The following is a 22222-nucleotide window of genomic DNA, read 5'->3' as shown; positions in this document are numbered from 1 at the left end:
TTCTGACCTGCTCTTTTATCGCCGCAGGCTGTTCAGTTCCACTGCGACGGAGCCGGTGCGTCCGCCACGAGGCGACCCTAACCGACCAGGGCATCCCTCCGCCCTGCACGTTGCCAAGCCGCCCCACGGGGATGCCCGATTGCGTACCCGGCGTGCGGCGGCTGCGCGGCGGTGCGGTGACGGGGCGCAGCTGGATGCGGGCGTCCAGGCCGGTGCCGGGGGCGCGGTGAAGGGTGATGGTGGTGCTGGGCGGGGGTCGACACCTGGCGTGCGCGAGAGAGGGGGTGCCCCCGGAGAAGCGGGGGCACCCCCTCACCATGCGGTGTGCGTCAGTCGCAGTCGCGCACCTTGATGGTGTAGATGCCGCGGCCGTGGGTGGCCGCGTACAGGGTGCTGCCGTCGGGGCTCATCTTCAGCTGGAGCACGGCGACGGCCGGGAGCGAGCCGACGCGCTGCCACTTGGTGTGGCCCGGGGCGCGGTAGACGACGCCCAGGTCGGTGGCGACGGCGAGGCCGCCGTTCGGGGTGACGACCGCGGAGTTGGTCGGCACGTCGGGCAGGTTCGCCGAGACGTCCTTCCAGGTGGTGCCGCCGTCGGTGGACTCGAAGACATGGCCGACGCCGGCGCCGGGGCCCTCGGTCCAGTGCCGGGAGAAGCCGTTGACGGCGAGGAAGACGTGGTCGGCGTTCTTCGGGTCGACGGCGAAGCCGCTGAGGTAGCGGTTCGGTACGGTGCCGTCGGCGGGCAGGGTGATGTCGTGCCAGCCGGTGCCGTCCGCGTTGCCGACCGAGATGCCGCGGGCGAAGCCCTGGTTGTTGCAGGGGCCGCACCAGGCCGCGTACACCTTGCCGCCCGAGGCCGCCACGGCGGTCGCGGTGCGTCCGGCGCCGAGGTCGTACACGCTCTTCCACTCGGAGCCGCTGCGGATGGCGTAGCCGTGGGTCTGCACCCACACGTGCCGGCCGCCCGCGATCCAGGTGTTGCTGTCCTTCGCATCGGTCGCGAGCGGGGCGATGAAGCGTGCCTCGCTGGTGGCGTTGTCCGCCGGGGCGACGTTGTACGAGGTGGCCTTGGTGGCGTCGGTGGTCCAACTGCCGTCGTTCACAGCGCAGTTCTGGGTGACCTGGATGGCGAGGTAGACGTACTCCTCGGCGATGTTGCAGCCGTTGGCGGGGTCGGTGAGGGTGTCGCCGCCGTCGCCGCCGAAGTTGGAGCCCATCACCTTGTCGTTGCTGCGCAGCACGGACTGGCCGTTGTCCTGGAGGCCGCCGGTGACGGAGACACCGCCGTAGGTCAGGTCCTTGCCGACGCCCACCGAGTAGTACTGGAGGGTGTCGATGGTGCCGTCGTTGAGGGAGGTCCAGTCGGTGGCGTGGCCGGAGGCGTCCTGGGAGCCGTTCACGGGGCGCTTGTAGACACCGCCGTCGTTGCCGACGTACACGAAGCTCTTGCCGTGGTAGCTGCCGATCGCGACGCCGTGCTGGTCGGAGTGGGTGGTCTGGTTGCAGTCGCCGGTCTGCTTGGCCGGGTCGATGCTCCAGCAGGGGAAGGTGAAGTTCCAGTACGGGCCGACGGTGGACCAGGTGGAGCCGCCGTCCTTGGTCTCGTAGACCTCCTCAAGACCGGCGTAGACGTGCTTGGGGTCGCTCGGGTCCACGGCCAGGAACTGGTTGTACCAGGCCTGCACGCCGGGCATGTAGCCGCTGGTGGTCAGCGCCGAGCCGTCGGCGGCCAGGCCCTTGTAGTCGGCGATCTTCGTCCAGGGCCCGAACGGGGAGGCGGCGCTGTAGATGCCCTCGAGTCCGCTGTCCGGGTTGGTGTTCAGCTGCTCCGGGGACTGGTCGATGGCGTAGTAGCGCGAGCCGTCGGCGGAGCGGGCGAAGGTGACGTTGCCGACGTTGTCCGCGTCGGTCGGCAGGTCGCCGAAGCCGCTGCTGATCCTGGTCCAGGCGCCGCCCACCTTGGTGTAGAAGCCGTTGTAGTCGTCACCGCTGCGCCAGCCGACCGCCAGGATCACCCTGGACGGGTCCTTGGGGTCGATCGCGATGTCGTTGGCGATGTTCTTGTACGCGGCCGAGTCGTCCGTCGCCTTCGAACCGCCCGGCAGATAGTCGGGGTTGGGGGCGAACTCCAGCTTCCAGGCGCCCTTCAGGGTCTTGGTGGAGTGGCTCCACACACCTTCGCTGGTCGCCGCCCACACCTTGCCGCCGCCGAAGCGCAGCTCGTGGATGGTGGTGGACTCCAGCTCGGCGCCGCCGACACGGCTGCGGCGGGAGAAGGTGCCGTGGTGCGGGTCGGACAGGACGTAGACGCCGCTGCCGAGGTAGGCGTCCGCGTTGGTGGTCGCCTCGCCGGTGCCCAGCCACAGCCGCCCGCCGCCGTCCGTTGCCAGCGCACCGGTGGACTGCGACGACAGCTTGTCGCTGATCGGCTGCCAGTGGCCGCCGCCCCGCTTGGACCGCCATACGCCGCCGCCGGCGCTGCCCGCGTAGACGTAACCGTCGTCGTCGGCGGCGATCGCGGCCATCCGGCCGGTGACGTTGCCCGAGCCGCCGCTGGAGTTGGAGTCGATGTCCCGGTACCGGGAGTCGTCGGAGTTGTACGGCAGGTCGGTGACGTTGCGCCAACTGCCGCCGGTGCTCCGCAGGTTGGTCAAGCTTGTCCAGGCGGCGCCGTACGCACCGGGGGCGACGATGCCCGGTGAGGTGCGGGCCTCGGCGTACTGGTCCGCGCCCTCGGCTATCTCGTCCGCCTCGTTGCCGCCGTCCCCGTCCTCCCCCTTCAGGTGGGGGCTCACGGCGCCCACGGACTTCTCGCGCTCGGCGGCGAGCTGGGCGAGAGCACGCGCCCCGAAAGGGCTTTTCGACTTGCCGGACGCGGCGCCTGAGGGTGTCGCGACGAGTGCGGCGGATGCGGTGACGGCGCAGATCGTGAGCCATCGTCTCTTACGGGTTGGTGCTGACACCAAGTCCTCCCAAAGCGGGTGGTCGTACAGCCGTTGGGGAGAACCCGACCACCGGGCACGACAGGCGTCCGGCATTTGGACAAATCTTTGACCAGAACCTGTCACCAGTGGCCGGAAACCGCGTAGAGGCGATGGCGGCCAAGCGGTCCGGAGAAGGCGTTGTCACAGGCCACGGGTCACGGCTACGCCTGCTGTCCCTTCCGCAGGAAGCTCCGCAGCCGGCGCTCAGGCCAGGTGTTGATCACGTCGTCCCCGGTGAGCCGGCCGCGCTGGGCGGTGCCGATGCCGTAACGCATGTTGGCCAGGTGGGGGACGGCGTGCGCGTCGCTGTCGACGGCGAACCTCACGCCGTGCCGCCCGGCCCGCAGGATGTCCTCGTCGCGCAGGTCGAGTCGGTCCGGGTGGGCGTTGATCTCCAGGGCCGTGCCGGTGCGGGCGCAGGCGGCGAAGACCGCGTCGAGGTCGGCGTCGATGCCGGGCCGCTTGCCGATGATGCGGGTGGTGGGGTGGCCGATGATGTTGACGTACGGGTTCTCGCATGCCCGTACGATCCGCCGGGTCAGGGCCTCGCGCCCCTGGTTGAAGTGCGAGTGCACAGAAGCCACGCAGAGGTCGAAGCCGGCCAGGAACTCCTCGGGCCAGTCCACCTCGCCGTCCGGCCCGATGTTCAGCTCGACGCCGTGCAGCAGCCGCAGACCGCCGCGCCTGCCCCGGGTGGCGTACGTACCGTCGAGTTCGCGCAGCCGCTCGCGCTGGGCCAGGATCCGCTCGTCGGTCATGCGCTGCATGGCCATGTCCGGGCCGTGGTCCGTGATCGCGTAGTACGCCCAGCCCCGTGCGGCGGCGGCCTGCGCCATCTCCTCCAGCGGGGCCAGTCCGTCGGTGAGGTCGGTGTGGGAGTGCAGATCGCCGCGCAGGTCCGTCTCCGTCACCAGGTCGGGGAGTTCGCCGTGCAGCCCGTCCTCGATCTCCCCCCGGTCCTCGCGCAACGTCGGCGGGATCCAGGGCAGCCCCAGCCGGGCGTACACCTCCTCCTCGGTCTCGGAAACGATCTTCTTGCCGCTCTCGACGTCGAAGAGCCCGTACTCGGAGAGCTTCAGCTTCTGGTGCACGGCCAGTTCGCGGGTGCGGATGTTGTGCGCCTTGGAGCCGGTGAAGTACTGCAGGGCCGCACCCCAGGAGTCCGGCGGTACGACGCGCAGGTCGACGTTGAGGCCCTTGCCGGTCCGCACGGACGTCTTCTTATCGCCCGTGCCGATCACCTCGGTGACGTACGGCAGCTCGGTGAACGCCCGCATGACCGGTGCCGGTTTCCTCGCCGCGACGAGGATGTCGATGTCACCGATCGTCTCGCGCATCCGGCGCAGTGAGCCCGCGTAGGCGCACCGCAGGCAGCCCGGCAGGGCGGACAGCTCGGCGACGATGTCGTCGGCGAGGCCCATGGCCACATCGATCCGGACGCGTCCCCCGGAGGACCGCAGGAGCGAGATGCCGTGGAGGATGTTCTCCTCCGTCTTCGGACCGAAGCCCTTCAGATCGCGCAGCCGCTCCTCGTGGATGGCGTCGGCCAGTTCCTCGACCGAGGAGATGCCCAGCTCCTCGTAGACCGTCAGTGCCTTCTTCGGGCCGAGCGTGGGGATGGCGGTCAGCCGGCGGACCCCGGCCGGGATTTTCGCGCGCAGTTCCTCAACGGCGGACACGCTGCCGTTGTCGAAGTATTCGAGGATCTTCCGGGCGATCGACTTCCCGACGTTCGGGATCTGCTGGAGGCCCTTGAGGTCGAGCGTGGAGACGTCGGCGTGGTGGCCGCCGACCGACCGGGCAGCCTTTTCGTGGACGCGCGCCTTGAACGCGTCTCCTCCGGTGATCGAGATCAGGTCCGCGTACTCCTGGAGCAGCGCGGCGACCTCGTCGTTGGACCGGGCCACACCTTCAGGGTAGGCACGCGGCGACGGACGTGCCGTCCTCCCCCGTAGAGCAGACGACAGCAGCTCGCAGGGAGGGGACCGCAAGGTGACAGGGCGCAGGGTCGTCGGACGGGTCAGGGGTACGGCGGTGGCAGCGGCGGCGATGGCGGCGCTGACCGCGTCGCAGGCACCGGGGGCGTCCCCGGCGAGGGCAAACGCGCCGGTGGCGCGGCCCGCGGAGCAGGGGCCGAGCGTGTCCGGCGACACCCCGTACCGCACGGAGCTTCCCCCGCTCGCGCGGAGGCACGGGGGCCACGGGGGCGGGGCACCGGCGGTCGTGGGCGGCGCGGTGCCATCGACCGTCTTCGCCGCCTACCGCCGTGCCGAGGCGGAGCTCGCGCGGACGGCGCCCGGCTGCGGGCTGCGCTGGCAACTGCTGGCCGCGATCGGGCAGGTGGAGTCGGGGCAGGCGGACGGCGGCCGGGTGACCGCGGACGGCACGACCGTGACGCCCATCCTGGGTCCGCGTCTGGACGGGGGTGCCTTCGCCGTCGTACGGGACACGGACGGCGGCGCGTACGACGGGGACGCGGTGTACGACCGTGCGGTGGGCCCGATGCAGTTCATTCCGTCCACCTGGGCCCGCTGGGGAGCGGACGGCAACGGCGACGGGCGGGCCGACCCGGGCAACGTGTACGACGCGGCGCTCGCCGCCGGACGGTATCTGTGCGCGGCCGGAGGGGATCTGTCCGAGCCGGCGGGGCTGGACCGGGCCATCCTCGGCTACAACCACTCGGAGGCCTACCTGCGCACGGTGAGGGCCTGGTACGCGTACTTCCTGGAGGGGCACAGGGTGGTGCCGGACGGCCCGGCGGGGCCGTCGCCGCGTTCCTCGGCGCATCGCGGGCCCTCGCGCACGAAACCGGCACCGGCCCCGAAACCGACACCGAAGCCGTCCCCTCGGCCGAGCACCACCCCGTCCGTCCCCGCCTCACCGGCGCCCTCCAACTCCCGTCCGGCATCCGGCACTTCGCCGCAACCCATCGCCCCGATGCCCACCCCCTCCATCGACCTGCCGACCGACAACGTGCTGCCCAGCGGCTTGCCGCTGGCCGGTGGCTGACCAGTAACGGCGCGGACTCGATGGCCGCTGCCCCCTCCACAACCGCGGCTACCGAGCGGTAATGTCGCCATCCGCCGGGCCGGGACCGGGCCGGCGGGTGAGCGCAAAGGGGCCCTCATGGCGACGGAGATGCCTGCGGAGGCAAGAGCCGCCGACGAGCGTTGGCAGCGCATGTGGAGCCACCGTGAGCAGTTGCTCAGGGTGGCCCGGCGCAGGTCGATGAGCCAGGAGGACGCCGAGGACGCGGTGCACGAGGCGATGCTGCGCGCGGCCGAGCGGCCGGACCTGGACGACGAGCGGCTCGGCGCGTGGCTCACGACGGTGACCATGCGGTTGTGCGTCGACCGGTACCGGCAGGTCAACCGTGAGGCCGAGGTCCGCACCAGCCCGACGCTGATCGCGCCCGGACCGGTGCCGGTGGAGGAGGCCGTGTGCGACCGGGCGGAGGCGAAGTGGCTGGCCGTGCGCAGCGGTGAGCTGCCCGCGCGGCAGGCGGAGGCACTGCGGCTGAAGTCCGAGGATCTGGACGTGAGCCAGGTCGCCGTGCGGATGGGGCTCAGCTACCGGACCGTCGAGTCGCTGCTGGCCCGCGCCCGGCGGACGCTTCGGGCCTCGCTCGCAGGGACGCTCGGGTTCGCGCTCTTCCTGTTCGGGCGGGGCCGGCTGCGGGCGGGCGGCAAGGCGCAGGCGGTGGCGGCCGCGTCGACGGCGGCCACGCTGGCGGTGGCGGGATTCGTCCTGCCGTACGCCCTGGACGGCGGCCACCCGGACACGACTGCCCCGCCCGCCGCGTCCCCCGCCCCCGGCACGGCCGCCGAGACCGTACGCCCCGAAAGCGCCGGCCACACGCCCACCGCGAAGGCCCGCGGACTGTCGACCGCGTCGGCACCGTCGACCGGCACCCACGCCGGCTCCCTGCTCCCCCTGTCGGTCCCGCCCCTCCCGAAGGCGTCACTGTCACCGGTCCCGGCCGTCCCCGAGGTCCCGGACGTCCCGAGCCTGCCGAGCACTCCCGCCCTCTCCGCCCTGCCGGACGTCCCCACGCCGGCTACGACGCTGCCCGGCCTCCCGGACGCCCCCGCCACGCCGTCCGCACCGGTCTCGCTCCCGGCACCGACTCCGACCGGCCTGCCGTAGAACCAAGCAGGCCGGACGAATTCCGCTACGGTGCGGCCCGCGCCCTGAAGGGGCGCGGGGGTGTGCCCATATGCGGCTCCGCCGCGCGGCGGGACCAGCCACCACGGCGCCGCGGACGAACAACGAGAAAAAAATCCCCTCCCCCGCGACGGACCCCCGTCCCCTCCCCGTAGAGCAGATGTCGGAGCTGCTCCACGGGCCGAGAGGTGGACCGGATGGGTGTCGAGATCTGTGTGGAAGGGCTGACCAAGTCCTTCGGTCACCAGGTCATCTGGCAGGACGTCTCGCTGACGCTGCCCGCCGGGGAGGTGTCCGTCATGCTCGGCCCCTCCGGCACCGGCAAGTCGGTGTTCCTCAAGACGCTCGTCGGGCTGCTGAAGCCGGACCGGGGCAGCGTGAAGATCGCGGGGCGGGACATCACCCGGCTGCGCGAGCACGAGTTGTACGAGGTGCGGAAGCTGTTCGGTGTGCTGTTCCAGGACGGCGCGCTGTTCGGTTCCATGAACCTCTACGACAACATCGCGTTCCCGCTGCGCGAGCACACCCGTAAGTCCGAGAGCGAGATCCGGCGCATCGTGCTGGAGAAGATGGAGATGGTCGGGCTCATCGGCTCGGAGGCGAAGCTGCCCGGGGAGATATCCGGCGGCATGCGCAAGCGGGCGGGGCTGGCCCGGGCGCTGGTCCTCGATCCCGAGATCATTCTCTTCGACGAGCCGGACTCCGGTCTCGATCCCGTCCGCGTCGCCTATCTCAACCAGCTCATCGTCGACCTCAACGCCCAGATCGACGCGACCTTCCTGATCGTCACCCACGACATCGCCTCCGCCCGCCAGGTACCGGACAACATCGGGCTGCTGTTCCGCCGCGAGCTGGTCATGTTCGGGCCGCGGGAGGAGCTGCTGACCAGTGACGAGCCGGTCGTCAGGCAGTTCCTGAACGGGCGGATGCAGGGTCCGATCGGCATGGCGGAGGAGAAGGACGCCGCCCAGGTCGAGCAGGAGCTGGCCGCACTCAGCGGCAGCGAGACAGCACAGGCACCCGGCAGCCGGGCTCTGACTCCCCGCCTGCTGCCGGGGCCGGGCATCACCCGGCCACCACGCTGGGAGGCGATCGCCCGGCGGGAGGCCGAACTGCGGCGCCGGAAGGCGGTGGCGGACGTATGAGACTGTCGCCGACCGGAGCGCTGCGGCAGTCGGGGAACCTGTTCGCGATGGCGCTGGACGTGGTCCGGACGATGCCCCGACGGCCCTTCCAGGCAAGGGAGTTCATCCAGCAGGCCTGGTTCGTCGCCAGTGTCACCATCCTGCCGACCGCGCTCGTGTCCATCCCCTTCGGGGCCGTCATCGCGCTGCAGATCGGCAGCCTCACCAGGCAGCTCGGCGCCCAGTCCTTCTCCGGAGCCGCCTCGGTCCTGGCGGTGCTGCGCGAGGCCTCGCCGATCGTCACCGCTCTGCTGATCGCGGGCGCCGGCGGCACCGCCATCTGCGCGGACCTCGGGGCCCGGAAGATCCGCGAGGAGATCGACGCGATGCAGGTCCTCGGCATCGATCCCATCCACCGGCTGGTCGTGCCACGGGTGCTGGCGTCCATGGTGGTGGCGGTGCTGCTCAACGGGCTGGTGTCGGTGGTCGGCGTCGCCGGCGGCTACTTCTTCAACGTCGTCCTGCAGAACGGCACCCCGGGTGCCTACCTCGCCTCCTTCACCACCCTCGCCCAGCTCTCCGACCTGTGGGCGGCCGAGATCAAGGCGCTGGTCTTCGGGGCGATCGCGGCGATCGTCGCCTCGTACAAGGGACTGACCGCGAAGGGCGGTCCGAAGGGTGTGGGTGACGCCGTGAACCAGTCGGTGGTGATCACCTTCATGTTGCTGTTCGTGACGAACTTCGTGATGACCGCGGTGTATTTCCAGGTCGTCCCGCAGAGGGGCTGAGGCACAGACATGGCAGTCCTGAGAAGCCTGGAAGAGCTCGGCCGTCAACTCTCCTTCTATGGAAGGTCGTTGGCCTGGACGGGCCGAACCGTGCGCCGGTACAAGAAGGAGATCCTGCGGCTGCTCGCCGAGGTGAGCTTCGGCCGCGGCGCCCTCGCCGTCGTGGGCGGCACGGTCGGGGTGATCGCCTTCCTGTCCTTCTTCACCGGCACCGAGGTGGGGCTCCAGGGATACGCGGCGCTCAACCAGCTCGGCACCTCCAACTTCGTGGCGTTCCTCTCGGCGTACTTCAACACCCGGGAGATCGCCCCGCTGGTCGCCGGACTCGCGCTGTCCGCGACCGTCGGGGCGGGCTTCACCGCCCAGCTCGGCGCGATGCGGATCAGCGAGGAGACCGACGCCCTGGAGGTCATGGGCGTCCCCTCGCTGCCGTTCCTGGTGACCACGCGGATGATCGCCGGGTTCGTGGCCGTGATCCCGCTGTACGTGATCGGGCTGCTGTCCTCCTACTTCGCCGCCCGCACGATCACCACCGGCTACTACGGGCAGTCGGCCGGCACCTACGACCACTACTTCCAGCAGTATCTGCCGCCGGTCGACGTGCTGTGGTCCTTCGGGAAGGTGCTGGTCTTCGCCGTCCTGATCATCCTCGTGCACTGCTTCTACGGCTACTACGCGAGCGGCGGCCCAGCAGGGGTCGGCGTCGCGGTGGGCCGTGCCGTGCGGACCTCGATCGTCGCGATCAACGTCCTCGACTTCTTCCTGTCGTTGGCCATCTGGGGCGCCAACACGACCGTGCGGATTGCGGGGTGAACCGTATGAGGGTGTGGAGACTGCGGTTGTACGGCGTGGTGTTCCTCGCCGTGCTCGCCCTGCTGCTGTCGTTGTCCGTCGCCGTGTACCGGCAGGCGTTCACCCCGGCCGTGCGGATCAGGCTGGAGGCCGACAGCCTCGGCAACCAGCTCGACCCGCGCGCCGACGTCAAGCTGCGCGGCCTGCTGGTCGGCGAGGTGCGCTCGGTGCACGCCGACGGGCACAAGGCGACGCTCGACATCGCGCTCAAGCCGGAGTACGCCGCCGACATCCCGTCCGACGTACGGGCCCGGCTGCTGCCCAAGACGCTGTTCGGCGAGAAGTACGTCGACCTGGTCGCTCCCGCGCGCTCCTCGGCCCGGCCCATCCGCGCCGGGGACGTGATCGCCCAGGACCGCACCCGCGTCGGCATCGAGCTGCAGCAGGTGATGAACGACCTGCTGCCGCTGCTGCGGACCGTGCAGCCCGGAAAGCTCAACGCCACGCTCTCCGCGTTCGCCACCGCCCTCGAAGGCCGTGGCGACCGGATCGGCGACAACCTCACGCGCGTGGAGGACTATCTGCACCGCCTCAATCCTCATCTGCCCTCCCTCACCGAGGACTTCGCCCGGCTGGCCGACGTCGCCCAGGTGTACGGCGACGCGGCGCCGGACCTGATGGAGGTCCTGCGCAACACCGTGACCACCAGCCGCACGCTGGTCGCGGAGCGGGACCGGCTCGCCTCGGCCCTCACCACGACGGCCGGCGCCGCCGGCACGGCTCAGGACTTCCTCGACGCGAACGGCGACCGGTTGATCACCCTGGGGCAGGTCTCCCGCCCGACACTCGAACTCTTCGCCCGCTACTCCCCCGAGTACCCCTGTCTCCTCGCCGGGCTCGTCCACGAGGAGCAGGCCTCCGAGCAGGCGTTCCGGGGCGGCAAGATGCACATCACGCTGGAGGTCGTACGGCAGCAGGGGGCGTACCGGCCCGGCGAGGAGCCGCGTTACGCCGACCGGTCCGGGCCCGACTGCCGGGATCTTCCGCATCCTTCGGTGCCCGCACCCGGGGTCCATCTCGACGACGGTTCCAGAGCGGGCGGTTCGTCCGGTCCGCTCGGTGTCTCCGCCACCCGGGCCGAACAGCGGGCCGTCGGCTCGCTGGTGTCGCCCGTGCTGGGGGTGCCCGCCGACGAGGTGCCGCCGGTCACGACGCTGCTGTTCGGTCCGATGGCGCGCGGGACGGCGGTGAGTGTCGTATGAGGCCGCGTCGTACGAGGACCTCGGCAGCGCGGCAGACCGCCGCTCCCCTCATCAAGTTCAGCCTCTTCGCGCTGGTGACGATCGCGGCTACGGCCCTGCTCGCCGCCACCATCGTGAACCTCTCCTTCACACCCGACCGCACCTACCGTGCCGTCTTCAGCGACGTCACCGGCCTGGAGAAGGGGGACGACATCCGGGTCGCAGGAGTGCGGGTCGGCCAGGTCCAGGGCATCCGGATCAAGGACCGTACGCTGGCGGAGATCACCTTCACCGTCGGCGCCGACCGGCCGCTGCTCACCAGCACCCATGCCGTCATCCGCTACCGCAACCTGGTCGGGCAGCGGTACGTCGCCCTCACCGAGGGCGCGGGCGACGGCACCCGGCTGAAGCCCGGCGGCACGATCCCGCTGACGCGGACGCAGCCCGCGCTGGACCTGAACGCCCTGCTGAACGGCTTCAAGCCGCTGTTCGCCGCGCTCAGCCCGCAGGACGTCAACCAGCTCGCCACGGAGATCATCAAGACGCTGCAGGGCGAGGGCGGCACGGTCAACAGCCTGCTGGCGCACACCGCTTCGCTCACCACGACCCTGGCCGGGCGGGACAGGCTGATCGGCTCGGTGATCGACAACCTCAACGCCGTGCTGAAGACGCTGGACGAGCGCGGCACCCGCTTCTCCGAGCTGCTGGTGCAGCTGCGGCGGGTGATCTCCGGTCTGTCCGCCGACCGGGGGCCCATCGGGCAGTCGCTGGTGAACATCGGCGATCTGACGGACGCCACCTCGGGGCTGCTGAAGGACGCACGGCCGCCGCTGAAGGACGACATCGCGGGGCTGACCGATCTCACCGGGACGCTGAACGACAACGAGAAGACCGTGGAGGGCGTCCTGCAGCGGCTGCCGAACAAGCTCAACGCACTGACGGGGACCGCGTCCTACGGCTCCTGGTTCAACTTCTACCTCTGCGACTTCGACGGCCGGATCGTGCTGCCGAAGACGAAGCAGACGCTCACCCCGGACCTGCACGTGGCGAGGGCGAGGTGCGGCTCATGACCCGCACGTCCCGCAGGAACCGCCCGGCACCGCTGGTGAAGGTCCGCATCGACCCGCCGAAGCTGCCGAAGCCACGGCTGCCCCGGCGCGCGCCCCGCCCGCGCAGGCCGGAACCGTTGATGAAGGTGCGCATCGAGCCGCCCAGGCTGCCGCGGATACGCCTCCGGCGGCCACGCCTGGTTCCGTTCCGCGAGCGCAACCCCGTCGTCATCGGGGCCGTCGGTCTCACCGTCCTCGCGCTCCTGACCGTGGCCGCGTTCAACGCCGACAGCCTGCCGATCATCGGCGGCGGCGACACCTACAGTGCGGCCTTCTCGGAGGCGGGCGGACTCAAGCCCGGTGACGAGGTGCGGATCGCCGGGGTGAAGGTCGGCAAGGTCGAGGGCGTCGACCTGGTCGGCGACCACGTCAAGGTCACCTTCGAGGTCAAGGGCCGTCCGGGCTTCGGCACCGACACCGGCGCTTCGATCCGCGTCAAGACGATCCTCGGCGCGAAGTACCTCGCGCTGCAGCCCAGGGGGCCGGGCCAGTTGCGGCCGGGCAGCGAGATCCCGCTCAGGCGCACCGTCCCGGCGTACGACGTCGTGCAGGCGTTCAGCGACCTGACCACGACCTCGGAGAAGGTCGACACCGGGCGGCTCGCGAAGGCCCTGGACACCATCTCCGCCACCTTCCAGGACTCGCCCGCCGAGGTGCGCGCGTCCATCAAGGGCCTGTCGGAGATCTCCCGCACGGTGGCCTCCCGCGACCAGGCCCTGGGCGAACTCCTGGACCACGCGAACGGCACGACCGGCGTACTCGCCGACCGCTCCAAGGACTTCACCGCCCTGCTCAAGGACGGCGACCAGCTGTTCAAGGAGATCAGCAGGCGGCGCGAGGCGATCCACAAGCTGCTGAAGACCTCCGCCGCGCTCGGCATCGAGCTCTCCGGCCTGGTCCAGGACAACGACAGGGAGATCGGGCCCGCGTTGCAGGGCCTGAAGCGTGTGGTGCAGATGCTCGAACGCAACCAGGCAAGCCTCGACCGCAGCGTGCAGCTGCTCGCGCCGTATGTGCGGGTCTTCACCAACGCCCTGGGCAACGGCCGTTGGTTCGACTCCTACGTCCAGAACCTGGTCGCCGCTCCGGTGACACCGCGAACGGGAGGCACCCGGTGAAGCGCCTGACGAGACGCCTGGCGGTGCTCACGGCACTCGCCCTGGCCGCCGCCCTCACCTATGCGCTGTGGCCGCGGCCCGAGCCGGTCCACGTCACCGCGTACTTCCCGCGCACCGTCGGCATCTACCCCGGCTCGGACGTCCGCGTCCTCGGTGTCCGGATCGGCGAGGTCAGGAGGATCACGCCCGAGGGCGAGCGGGTGCGGGTGGAGCTGGAGTACGACGAGGGGCGCAAGGTCCCCGCCGGCGCCCAGGCCGCGATCATCAACTCCTCGGTGGTCAGCGACCGTTACGTACAGCTGCTGCCGGTGTACCGGAAGGGCCCGGTCATGCGCAGCGGTGCCGTCATCCCCGAGAACCGCACCGCCGTACCCGTGGAACTGGACCGGATCTTCGACAGCCTGCACACCACGGCCGACGCGCTCGGCCCCAAGGGCGCCAACAAGGACGGCTCCCTCTCCCGGCTGCTCGGGGTGAGCGCGGACAACCTCGACGGGCAGGGCGCCAACCTCAACCGGACCGTCCAGGACCTGTCGCAGGCGGTCACCACCCTGTCCGACGGGCGTAGGGACCTGTTCGGCACGGTGCGGAACCTGCAGGTGTTCACCGCGGCGCTGGCGGCCGACGACAAGAGCGTGCGGTCCTTCGACACCAGTCTCGCCGATGTGGCGCAGCAGCTCTCGGGCGAGCGTCAGGACCTCGCGGACACGCTCAGGAACCTGGGGACGGCGCTCGGCGACGTGTCCGCGTTCGTGAAGAGGAACAAGAACTCGCTGACCTCGAACGTGAAGGGCCTCAGCAAGGTGACCAAGGTGCTCGTCACCCAACGGGCCGCCCTGGACGAGCTGTTGCGGGTCGCGCCCACGGGCCTGTCGAACCTCAACAACGCCTACAACCCGTCCTCCGGCACCCTCGACACCCGCAACAACGCGCAGCAGGCGCAGGATCCGGCCTCGCTGCTGTGCTCGATCCTGCGGACGACCGGCGACGAGGGCGGCAAGAACCCCGACTGCGAGCAGCTGAAGAAACTCTTCGACTCACTGCCCGAACTTCCCACGCAGGGCACCGCGGTGACCGGCACGATCGACAGGACGCTCGGCGGGATCCTGGGGGCGAGCGCATGAGCACACGACGCAAGGCCGGGACGCTCGCCTGGGCGGCGGTGGGGTCGCTGCTGCTGTCCGGCTGTGAGTTCAACGGCTGGTACGACGTCCCGCTGCCCGGCGGTGCCGCCGACGACGGGCACGCCTACCACGTCACCGTCGACTTCCGTGACGTCCTCGACCTGGTGCCGCAGTCGGCGGTGAAGGTGAACGACGTCACCGTCGGCGCGGTGGAGAAGGTGGAGCTGGACGGCTGGCACGCGCGGGTACGGCTGCGGGTCGCCGACTCGGTGCGGCTGCCCGCGAACGCGGTCGCCGAGCTGCGGCAGACCAGCCTGCTCGGCGAGAAGTACGTGGCGCTGGCCGCCCCGACCGGCACGGCACCCGTGGGCCGGCTCCGCGACGGCGACCGCATCCCGCTCTCCCGCAGCGGCCGCAACCCGGAGGTCGAGGAGGTGCTGTCCGCCCTGTCCGCCCTGCTCAACGGCGGTGGAGTCGCCCAGCTCAAGACGATCACCGTGGAGCTGAACAAGGCCCTGGACGGCCGGGAGAACCGGGTCAGGTCACTACTGAAGGAGCTGAACACGTTCGTCGGCGGACTGGACCGGCAGAAGGCGGACATCATCCGCGCGATCAAGGCCGTCGACCGGCTCGCGGGGCGGCTCGGCAAGGAGAAGAAGACCATCGCCGAGGCCGTCGACACGATGCCGCCCGCCCTGAAGGTCCTGGCCGACCAGCGGCGCAACCTGACGAAGATGCTCACCGCCCTGTCGAAGCTCGGCAAGGCGGGCACCAAGGTGGTCGAGGCCTCGCACGACGACACGGTCGCCAACCTCAAGAACCTGCGGCCGATCCTGCAACAGCTGAACAAGTCGGGCAGCGACCTGCCCAACTCCCTCGAGCTGCTGACAACTTACCCGTTCCCACGCAACGCCACGGATGCCGTCAAGGGCGACTACGTCAACCTGCACATCACCGCGGATCTCCAGCTGGCGGACCTCTACGGGAATCTCGCGGACGGCAACTCCAGCCAGGGCAAAGGCAGTTCACCGGCGCCCGGCAGCTCCGCCGTACCGGGCCTCCCGAAGGTGCCGGGCGTCCCGACGCCGGCCCCGCTGCCGAGCACACCGAGCCTGCCGTCGTCGCCGTCCGTGCCCTCGTCGCCCTCGGGCGGCGGCGGGCCGCTGTGCCCGCCGGTGTGCACGAGCAGCTACACCACCGGAGCGAAGCCGCCCGAGGGCATCGACCTCGCGCTGGCCGAGCTGATGCTGAAGGGGGTCCAACCGTGATCACTCGTACGGTCAAGGCCCAACTGCTGGCCTTCGCCGTCGTCACCGCGGTCGGGGTGTCGTACGTCGGCGCCGAGTACACCGGCCTGGTGGACGACGTCCTGGGCCGCGGCTACACCGTGCGGGCCGACTTCGCCGACTCCGGGGGCATCTTCCCCGGCGCGGAGGTCACCTACCGCGGGGTGCCCGTGGGCAAGGTCGGGGCGCTGCGGCTGAGTGGCGCCGACGGAGTCTCGGTCGCCCTGGACATCAAGGACGGGGCGCCGCGCATCCCGGCGGACACCCTGGCCATGGTGGCGGACCGCTCGGCGGTGGGCGAGCAGTACGTCGATCTGCAGCCGCGCACCTCCCACGGCCCGTATCTCCTCGACGGCAGCGCCATCCCGCGCGGCAGCACACGCGTGCCGCTGCCGACCACGGACCTGGTCCTCAGCCTGGACCGGCTGGTGAACTCGGTCGGCAAGAACGACCTGCGGGTCACCGTCGACGAGCTGGGCAGGGCCTTCGACGGCACCGGCCCCGACCTGAGCCGACTGGTGGACTCGGGCAACGCGCTCGTGGAGTCGGCGTCCGCGTCGCTGCCCCAGACGATCTCCCTGATCGAGGACTCGCGGAAGGTCCTGAAGACACAGGCCGACCAGGGCTCGTCCATCAAGTCGTTCGCGCACGACCTGGCGGCGCTCAGCGCGCAGTTGAAGGCGAGCGACGGGGACCTGCGCAAGGTGATCGGCAACGCGACACCGGCCGCGCAGCAGGTCGACTCGCTGCTGAAGTCGACCGGCCCCGGCCTGTCGGTCCTGCTGGCCAACCTGATCAGCGGCGGCCGGGTCACGCTGGCGCACCTGCCCGGCGTGGAGCAGGCGCTCGTCACCTTCCCGGCGGCGGTCGCGGGCAGCTACACGGTGGTCCCGGGCGACGGCACCACCCACTTCGGGCTGGTGGTGAACGCCGATGACCCGCCGCCGTGCACCAAGGGATACGGCACCACGTGGCGGGACCCCTCGGACACCAGCCCCCGTGCGGCCGACACCGACGCGCACTGCGCCGCCCCGCGAGGCGGCCAGACGTCGGTGCGGGGCGCGCAGAACGCCCCCGGCGCAACGTCCGGCGGCGCGAACCAGGCGGCGTACATCACGCCGTACGACCCGGAGACCGGCACCGCGACCGGCCCGGACGGAAGGCCCGTCGAGATCGGCTCGACGGGCGGCCAGCAGACGGTGTTCGGAAAGGAGTCGTGGCAATGGCTGCTCGTCGGCCCGATGGCATGAACAGGGTCCTGACGGTGGGGCTGGTCGCGGCGACCGTCCTCACCGCCGCGGTCGCCGGCTGGCTGGGCCTCGCCCTGCACGACCGGCAGGGGACGGAGCAGCGGCGCCAGGACCTCCTGGCCGCGGCCCGCCAGTCCGCGCTGAACTTCACCTCGCTCGACTACCGGCACTACGACCGGGACAGCGCGGACGTCCTCAAGGGCGCCACCGGTGACTTCAAGAAGCAGTTCACCGCGCAGACCGCGCAGCTGACCAAGCTCGTCGCCGAGAACAGGTCCGTGTCCGAGGGGCAGGTCCTGGACGCCGGCATCGTCCGCTCCGACGCACACTCGGGCCGTGTCCTGGTGGTCGCCGACAGCAAGGTCACCAACACCGCCGTGCCCCAGGGGGAGGCACGCACCTACCGGCTCCAGCTCGACCTGGTGTACCGGGGCGGGCGCTGGCTGACGTCCGACGTCGAGTTCGTGGGCTGACCGCACCACCCCAGTGAGGAGTACGACCATGGCGAACCCGACCACCCGGAGCCGCACGATGAGCGCGGCCGCCCGTGCGGCGGCCAAGCGCGCCAAGCGGGTGGAGTACCTGAACCGGCCCGAGCCGCCGGCCCCGGACAGCTGGGACGACCCGCCGGTGCCGTCGCCGGAGCCGCTGGAGCAGGACCCGGGCACCTTGGCGGAGCCGGAGGGGAGCGCGCCCCCGCCCCGTTCCGGCCGGAGGCTGCTCACCGCCGTCCTCGGCGTCCTGCTGGTCGCGGCTCTGGTCGCCGTCTCGCTGCTCGGATGGCAGTACGGGCAGGGACGGCAGGCGGAGAGCGCACGGTCACAGGCGCTCGTAGCGGCGAAGAAGGCGGCGCCGGTCGTGCTGTCGTACGACTACCGGCATCTGGACCGGGACTTCGCCCGGGCCCGCGCACTGCTGACCGGGCACTTCCGGGAGCAGTACGGGAAGACCACGACGACCGTGGTCGGGCCGACGGCGAAGAAGTACCACGGGGTGGTGAAGGCGACCGTCCCCGCGGCATCCGTCACCTCGGCCTCCCCGGACGAGGTCACGGTCCTGCTCTTCGTCAACCAGGTCACACAGAGCACCCAGGTCTCGGGCTCCCGGCTGGACCTGAACCGGGTGCGGATGACGATGAGCCGCACCTCCGAGGGCTGGAAGGTGAGCGCCGTCGACGCCCTGTGATCAGCGGCTTCACCGTGCCCCCGCGCATTCCGCGCGGGGGCACTTTTTTGTCCGGGCTTCGGCGGTCGCTCTTGACAGCCCTCCCCGCCCACAGGCAGTCTTCCATTAAGCAGAAATCAACTTCCGCTATACGGAATAGCGAAGAAGTCACAGTCACCACGGAAGGGAGCGCCGACCCCCATGGGATTTGCAGAGCAGCGCTTCAACGTCAACCTGTCGATCCTCTTCACGGAACTCCCGCTCCTGGAGCGGCCCGCGGCCGCCGCCGCGGCCGGCTTCACCGCGGTCGAGCTGTGGTGGCCCTGGGTCGACTCCCCCACCCCCGAGCAGTCCGAGCTCGACGCCCTCAAGGCTGCGATCGAGGACGCGGGCGTCCAGCTGACGGGCCTGAACTTCTACGCCGGGCAGCTCCCCGGCCCCGACCGCGGCGCCCTGTCGATCCCGGGCGAGGAGTCGGAGAGGTTCCGCGCCAACATCGAGGTGGCCGCGGACTTCGCCCGGTCGCTCGGCACCAAGGCGCTCAACGCGCTGTACGGCAACCGCGTCGACGGCGTCGACCCGGCCGAGCAGGACGCGCTCGCCCTGGAGAACCTGGTCCTCGCGGCCCGCGCCGCCGACCGCATCGGCGCCATCCTGCTGATCGAGACGCTCAACCAGCCCGAGTCGCCGCTGTACCCGCTGGTGTCCGCACCGGCCGGCATCGGCATCGTCGACAAGGTCAACGCCGCGACGGGGCTCGGCAACGCGAAGTTCCTCATGGACCTGTACCACCTGTCCATGAACGGCGAGGACCTGCCTTCGGTGATCGAGCAGTACGCCGCCAGGACGGGTCATGTGCAGATCGCGGACAACCCGGGCCGCGGGGCCCCCGGCACCGGGACGCTGCCGCTGGAGGAGCTGCTGGACCAGCTGAGGAAGGCCGGTTACGAGGGATGGGTCGGCCTCGAGTACAAGCCGGGCGACCGCCCCAGTGCGGAGGCCTTCGGCTGGCTGCCGGTGGAGCACCGCGCCGCTCGCTGACAGGGCCGTCGGCTGGGGGTCGCCGCCCCCATGCCCCCGCTTCGGCCTGAAGGGCCTCGTCCTCAAACTCCCCCACTGCCTTAAGGGCGTGGGGGGACCCCAACGGGCTGAAAATCGCCGACCGGCGCCGAGAGGCACCGCCCGGCCTCAATTCACAGACGTAGCACCGCAGTTCAGAGAGGTACCCCCATCATGAGCACCCTCCCCAAGATCGCCTGGATCGGCCTCGGCATCATGGGCTCCCCCATGTCCGAGAACCTGATCAAGGCGGGTTACACAGTCACCGGCTTCACCCTGGAGCAGGACAAGCTGGACCGCCTGGCCGCCGCCGGCGGCACCGCGGCCGGCTCCATCGCCGAGGCCGTGCGGGACGCCGACGTGATCATCACGATGGTGCCCGCGTCGCCGCAGGTCGAGGCCATCGCGTACGGCCCCGACGGCATCCTGGAGAACGCGCGCTCCGGTGCGCTGCTGATCGACATGTCCTCGATCACCCCGCAGACCTCGGTCGACCTGGCGAAGGCCGGCGAGGGCAAGGGCGTCCGGGTGCTGGACGCGCCGGTGTCCGGCGGTGAGGCAGGCGCCGTCGAGGCCGTACTGTCGATCATGGTCGGCGGCGAGCAGGCCGACTTCGACCTGGCGAAGCCGATCCTGGACGCGCTCGGCAAGACCATCGTGCTGTGCGGCCCGCACGGCTCGGGCCAGACCGTGAAGGCCGCCAACCAGCTGATCGTCGCCGTGAACATCCAGGCGTGCGCCGAGGCCGTGGTCTTCCTGGAGAAGTCCGGCGTGGACCTCAAGGCGGCGCTGGACGTCCTCAACGGCGGCCTGGCCGGCTCGACCGTGCTCACGCGGAAGAAGGACAACTTCCTCGCCCGCGACTTCAAGCCGGGCTTCCGCATCGACCTGCACCACAAGGACATGGGCATCGTCACCGATGCCGCCCGCAACGTCGGCGCCGCCCTGCCGGTCGGCGCCGTGGTCGCCCAGCTGGTCGCCAGCCTGCGCGCGCAGGGCGACGGCGGCCTGGACCACTCGGCCCTGCTGCGGGCGGTCGAGCGCCTCTCGGGCGCTCAGCTCTGAGACTTCCGGGTCGCGGCGCCGCTGACATCTGTCCTGTCGCGCCCAGGCGACGCCGCGGCCCGGAATCAACTTCAACAAACTGTTGACGCCCAACCTGTCCACTCTTAGGCTCCACGAAGCGGAAACAAGTTTCCGCTGACACCCGCACGGAAGGTCCACGATGTCGAAGCGCGTGCTCACGACCGAGTCCGGCGCCCCGGTCGCCGACAACCAGAATTCCGCCTCCGCCGGCATCGGCGGACCGCTCCTGCTCCAGGACCAGCACCTCCTTGAGAAGCTGGCGCGCTTCAACCGCGAGCGCATCCCGGAGCGCGTGGTGCACGCCCGCGGCTCGGGCGCGTACGGCTACTTCGAGGTGACGGACGACGTCACCGGGTTCACGTACGCCGACTTCCTGAGCACGGTCGGCAAGCGCACCGAGGTCTTCCTGCGCTTCTCGACGGTGGCCGACTCGCTGGGCGGTGCGGACGCGGTCCGCGACCCGCGCGGTTTCGCGGTCAAGTTCTATACCGAAGAGGGCAATTACGATCTCGTCGGGAACAACACCCCGGTGTTCTTCATCAAGGACCCGATCAAGTTCCCGGACTTCATCCACTCGCAGAAGCGCGACCCGTTCACCGGCAGGCAGGAGCCGGACAACGTCTGGGACTTCTGGGCCCACGCCCCCGAGGCCACGCACCAGATCACCTGGCTGATGGGCGACCGCGGCATCCCGGCGTCGTACCGCCACATGAACGGTTACGGCTCGCACACCTACCAGTGGACGAACGCGGACGGCGAGGCCTTCTTCGTCAAGTACCACTTCAAGACCAACCAGGGCGTGCGGTCCCTGTCGTCCGAGCAGGCCGCCGAGATCGCGGGCAAGGACGCCAACTCGCACCAGACGGACCTGCTGCAGGCGATCGAGCGGGGCGTGAACCCGTCCTGGACCCTCTACGTCCAGGTCATGCCGGCGGCCGAGGCCGCCGACTACCGCTTCAACCCCTTCGACCTCACCAAGGTGTGGCCGCACCAGGACTTCCCGCTGCAGCGCGTCGGCCGGCTGGTCCTCGACCGCAACCCGGACAACGTCTTCGCCGAGGTCGAGCAGGCCGCGTTCTCCCCGAACAACTTCGTCCCGGGCATCGGCCCGTCGCCGGACAAGATGCTCCAGGGCCGCCTGTTCGCCTACGCGGACGCCCACCGCTACCGCCTGGGCGTCAACCACACCCTCCTCGCGGTGAACTCCCCGAAGGCGACGACCGCGCGGAACTACGGCCGCGACGGCTTCATGGCGGCCAACTCCCAGGGCCGTGCGGCGAAGAACTACGAGCCGAACTCGTACGACGGCCCGGCGGAGACCGGCCGCCCCCTGTCGGCGCCGCTGGCGCTGACCGGCCACACCGGCACCCACGAGGCCCCGCTGCACACCAAGGACGACGACTTCTTCCAGGCGGGCGAGCTGTACCGCCTGATGTCCGCGGACGAGAAGTCCCGTCTGATCGCCAACATCGCCGGCGGCCTCTCCCAGGTCTCCCGCGACGACGTGATCGAGAAGAACCTGGCCCACTTCCACGCCGCCGACCCGGAGTACGGCCGGCGCGTGGAGGAGGCGGTCCGCGCCCTGCGCGAGGACTGACCCACAGGCGGCCCGCGACCGCCGGACGGCCCGGATGAGGGGTGGCCGGCCGGCGGTGGCGGGCTGGGGCCTGTCGTCAAATTCGCGTCGTCCGCCCGGAGGGCGGGCCGCGCGTGCCAGGCGCCGCGCGGCAGGCGGGAATTTGACGACAGGCCCCAAGGCAAGGACCGCGGCGGCGTGCGAGCCAGTGCGGTGGTGAAGGTCCCGGGCACCGCTTCTTCGACCTGAGGGAAGCAGCGCCGCGGTTCCGTCGCATCCGCCGCGGTCCCAGCCACAACTCACAGACTCCGTCCGGCGGCGCGAACGTCCTGTCGCGCCCAGCCTCGCACCGCC

18 protein-coding genes are annotated in these 22222 nt (G+C 70.7%); 16 read left to right on the top strand and 2 right to left on the bottom strand.

What is annotated here, in order from left to right:
* Window positions 1-329: 329 nt before the first annotated feature.
* Together LJ657_RS06280 and polX are read right to left on the bottom strand one after the other, a co-directional pair.
* On the bottom strand, window positions 330-2966 hold the full coding sequence (locus tag LJ657_RS06280) for a beta propeller repeat protein (RefSeq protein ID WP_232647218.1): 2637 nt from the start codon (window positions 2964-2966) through the stop codon (window positions 330-332).
* A gap of 182 nt (window positions 2967-3148) precedes the next feature.
* Window positions 3149-4894 (bottom strand): DNA polymerase/3'-5' exonuclease PolX, encoded by a 1746-nt coding sequence (gene polX / locus LJ657_RS06275; protein WP_232647217.1) that lies wholly within the window; start codon window positions 4892-4894, stop codon window positions 3149-3151.
* Between the two features lie 85 nt (window positions 4895-4979).
* On the opposite strand from polX, the gene LJ657_RS06270 reads away from it, so the two are divergent.
* The 16 genes from LJ657_RS06270 (at window position 4980) to LJ657_RS06195 (ending at window position 21889) form a co-directional block, all read left to right on the top strand.
* On the top strand, window positions 4980-5996 hold the full coding sequence (locus LJ657_RS06270; protein ID WP_232647216.1) for a lytic transglycosylase domain-containing protein: 1017 nt from the start codon (window positions 4980-4982) through the stop codon (window positions 5994-5996).
* A 117-nt stretch (window positions 5997-6113) separates the two neighbouring features.
* A complete protein-coding gene (locus LJ657_RS06265) occupies window positions 6114-7133 on the top strand; it encodes a sigma-70 family RNA polymerase sigma factor (RefSeq protein ID WP_232647215.1) in 1020 nt (339 codons plus the stop codon).
* Window positions 7134-7348: 215 nt separating this feature from the next.
* Window positions 7349-8296 carry an ABC transporter ATP-binding protein gene (locus LJ657_RS06260; RefSeq protein ID WP_232647214.1) on the top strand — a complete coding sequence of 316 codons (948 nt, stop codon included), beginning with the start codon at window positions 7349-7351 and terminating at the stop codon, window positions 8294-8296.
* The gene (locus tag LJ657_RS06255; RefSeq protein ID WP_099932182.1) at window positions 8293-9063 is read left to right on the top strand and encodes an MlaE family ABC transporter permease; all 771 of its coding nucleotides are present in this window, start codon (window positions 8293-8295) and stop codon (window positions 9061-9063) included. Before LJ657_RS06260 ends, LJ657_RS06255 begins: the two co-directional genes overlap by 4 nt.
* Before the next feature lie 9 nt (window positions 9064-9072).
* Window positions 9073-9876: an MlaE family ABC transporter permease gene (locus LJ657_RS06250; protein ID WP_232647213.1), complete on the top strand. Its 804-nt coding sequence runs from the start codon at window positions 9073-9075 to the stop codon at window positions 9874-9876.
* A gap of 5 nt (window positions 9877-9881) precedes the next feature.
* Entirely contained in the window at window positions 9882-11117 is a 1236-nt protein-coding gene (locus LJ657_RS06245) for an MCE family protein (protein ID WP_232647212.1), read from the top strand.
* Window positions 11114-12166 (top strand): MCE family protein, encoded by a 1053-nt coding sequence (locus LJ657_RS06240; RefSeq protein ID WP_232647211.1) that lies wholly within the window; start codon window positions 11114-11116, stop codon window positions 12164-12166. The genes LJ657_RS06245 and LJ657_RS06240 overlap by 4 nt, the downstream gene beginning before the upstream one ends.
* 176 nt (window positions 12167-12342) lie before the next feature.
* Window positions 12343-13323 carry an MCE family protein gene (locus tag LJ657_RS06235; protein ID WP_232647422.1) on the top strand — a complete coding sequence of 327 codons (981 nt, stop codon included), beginning with the start codon at window positions 12343-12345 and terminating at the stop codon, window positions 13321-13323.
* A complete protein-coding gene (locus tag LJ657_RS06230; RefSeq protein ID WP_232647210.1) occupies window positions 13320-14447 on the top strand; it encodes an MCE family protein in 1128 nt (375 codons plus the stop codon). Before LJ657_RS06235 ends, LJ657_RS06230 begins: the two co-directional genes overlap by 4 nt.
* Entirely contained in the window at window positions 14444-15715 is a 1272-nt protein-coding gene (locus LJ657_RS06225) for an MCE family protein (RefSeq protein WP_232647209.1), read from the top strand. The genes LJ657_RS06230 and LJ657_RS06225 overlap by 4 nt, the downstream gene beginning before the upstream one ends.
* Entirely contained in the window at window positions 15712-16983 is a 1272-nt protein-coding gene (locus LJ657_RS06220) for an MCE family protein (RefSeq protein WP_232647208.1), read from the top strand. The genes LJ657_RS06225 and LJ657_RS06220 overlap by 4 nt, the downstream gene beginning before the upstream one ends.
* Window positions 16956-17456 carry an Rv1363c family protein gene (locus tag LJ657_RS06215; protein ID WP_232647207.1) on the top strand — a complete coding sequence of 167 codons (501 nt, stop codon included), beginning with the start codon at window positions 16956-16958 and terminating at the stop codon, window positions 17454-17456. Before LJ657_RS06220 ends, LJ657_RS06215 begins: the two co-directional genes overlap by 28 nt.
* 28 nt (window positions 17457-17484) lie before the next feature.
* The gene (locus tag LJ657_RS06210; RefSeq protein ID WP_232647206.1) at window positions 17485-18168 is read left to right on the top strand and encodes an Rv1363c family protein; all 684 of its coding nucleotides are present in this window, start codon (window positions 17485-17487) and stop codon (window positions 18166-18168) included.
* Between the two features lie 180 nt (window positions 18169-18348).
* Window positions 18349-19188, top strand: a complete 840-nt coding sequence (locus LJ657_RS06205) for a TIM barrel protein (protein WP_232647205.1) — start codon at window positions 18349-18351, stop codon at window positions 19186-19188.
* Between the two features lie 192 nt (window positions 19189-19380).
* A complete protein-coding gene (locus LJ657_RS06200) occupies window positions 19381-20271 on the top strand; it encodes a 2-hydroxy-3-oxopropionate reductase (RefSeq protein WP_232647204.1) in 891 nt (296 codons plus the stop codon).
* A 160-nt stretch (window positions 20272-20431) separates the two neighbouring features.
* Complete coding sequence (locus LJ657_RS06195; protein ID WP_232647203.1) at window positions 20432-21889, top strand: catalase; 1458 nt, start codon at window positions 20432-20434, stop codon at window positions 21887-21889.
* Window positions 21890-22222 lie beyond the last annotated feature (333 nt).

Source organism: Streptomyces guryensis (assembly GCF_021261325.1).
In the GTDB taxonomy this organism is placed as follows: Bacteria; Actinomycetota; Actinomycetes; order Streptomycetales; family Streptomycetaceae; genus Streptomyces; species Streptomyces guryensis.
The sequence above is the reverse complement of the archived record's forward strand: the minus strand, read 5'-3'. Positions and strand labels throughout refer to the sequence as shown.